The 1,886-nt window shown below is 74.1% G+C and carries 1 pseudogene; it reads left to right on the top strand.

The features are described 5' to 3' along the window. Positions 1-42 precede the first annotated feature (42 nt). Positions 43-1,886, top strand: a pseudogene (locus GWI24_RS43825) (hypothetical protein); the annotation flags it as partial.

The raw sequence follows: 1,886 nt of genomic DNA, 5'->3' as shown, positions 1-1,886 counted from the left end.
GAGTCGGCGGCCAAGAACCGCCCGGGCGCGGTCGATTCGCTCATGGCGGGTCAGCAGCTGAAGCAGCAGGACAAGCGGGGCGCGGACAAGCCCACCGGTTCGCCGATGGCGTCCGGCAAGGACACCCAGTCGCCCGGCGCGTTCTCCACGCTCGACGGCGTGCGCGCCCAGGATCTCGACGGCCCGGAGGAGCGGGCCGAGGAGAATCCGTTCGGCTCCGGCAGTGAGTCGGAGGTCGAGGTCGGGGGCGAGGAGAAGAGCGCCTGGGACATCAAGCTCCAGCCGGAGGACTTCCTGCCCGAGCAGGACCTCGACGTGTCCGGCGTACCGGCCGCGGACACGCTCGACCCCGCCTCGTCCGCCGACGCCCCGGTTCCGTCCTTCCCCGCGCCTCCGCTGACCAAGGCCGACAAAGTGCAGGCCGAGCGGGACGCGGAGGACGCCGAGGACGAGGCGGAGGACGCCGAACCCGAGGAGGAGTCCGCCGACTCGGCCGCTGACGCCGAACCGTCGGCGGAGGCGGACGACGGCGCGGCGGCGGCAGGCGGCGGCCTCGGCGGTCTCGCGGTGGAGCAGGTCGCCGAGAGCCGACCGGGACCGGCCGTGACACGCGACCCGAAGAGCGGCGCCGACCCCAAGGACGGGCCCGTCGTCGCCCAGACGACGGTGCAGGAGGCCGCGGGCAGGTCCGAGGACGGCAGCGAAGCCACGGAACAGGCCGCGAAGGAGGAGAAGGGCACCTCCGCGGCGGGTGACGCGTCCGGCGGGGCGCAGGAGAAGGCGTCCCAGCAGGCGGTGGGCGGTCAGGCGGCGCAGGAGCCCGCGGCCAAGGCGGAACAGAAGAAGGCGGACGCGGAGCCGGCGGCCAAGAGCGAATCCACGGCGGACGCCAAATCCCCCTCACCCGCGCGCGACACCCAGGTCACGGGCGGATCCAACGCGGATACGCCCGGCGGGGCGAGCAGCGGGGCGCAGAGCGAGCAGGGCGCGCCGACGGAGCGTACGGAGACCCCGGCGGCGGAGCCGACGCCGTCCGCGCCGGAACCGGAGAAGTCCGCCGAACCCGAGCGGACCACCCGGCCCGCGGCCCCGAAGGAGACACCGGCGCCCAAGGCCGCACCGGGCGCGAAGGCCGCAGCGCCCAAGTCGGCGCCGACCGCCAAGACACCAGGCGGCGGCGGTGGCGGCGGCGGATCCCGAGCCGGTGGTGGGGGAGGTGGTGGCGGCGGCAAGGCATCCGCCTCCGCCAAGGGCAAGAAGAAGGACTCCGGACCGGCCCCGAACCTCTCCCAAGTGTCCCCGGAAGCGGGCCTGTCCACCGCCTCGAAGCTCAAGCCCCATGTGGCGCTGCAGGCCATGACCGGCGTGAGCGGCTCGGTGAACCGCACCGTCGGCGACGAACACAAGGCCCTGGCCGCCGCCCCGCCCTCGATGCAGCGCCCGGCGGGTGCCCCGCAGACCCTCCAGGGCAAGCCGAAGACCGACGCCCCGGCCCAGTACTCGCAGGATCCGGCCCAGAAGTCCGAGGCGCCGGAGAAGGAGGACGCCAAGGTCGAGGGCGCCAAGGAGCCCGAGGGCCAGATCGAGGCGGAGAAGGCCGAGGAGCCCGGCGGCTGGGACACCTTCAAGATGGCCCTGGGCTTTATCGGCGGCAAGATCGTGAACGGGGTCGCGAGCCTCTTCGGCGCCGACAAGCCCGTAGTGGACCCGCAGGCGCTGGCCGCGAAGTTCGCCGGGCTGCCGACCAAGGACGAAGCGCTCAAGCAGGCCCAGGCGGGCAATGCGCCGGGCGTGCAGATGCGGGGTTCCGCCGACCAGACCGCCGGTGAGCAGGGCTCGGCCGTCGACACCAAGGGCCAGGAGACCGTCGCGACGGGCCGCGACGA

The sequence above is a fragment of the Streptomyces sp. MK37H genome, from assembly GCF_018035285.1.
In the GTDB taxonomy this organism is placed as follows: Bacteria; Actinomycetota; Actinomycetes; order Streptomycetales; family Streptomycetaceae; genus Streptomyces; species Streptomyces endocoffeicus.
The sequence above is the reverse complement of the archived record's forward strand: the minus strand, read 5'-3'. Positions and strand labels throughout refer to the sequence as shown.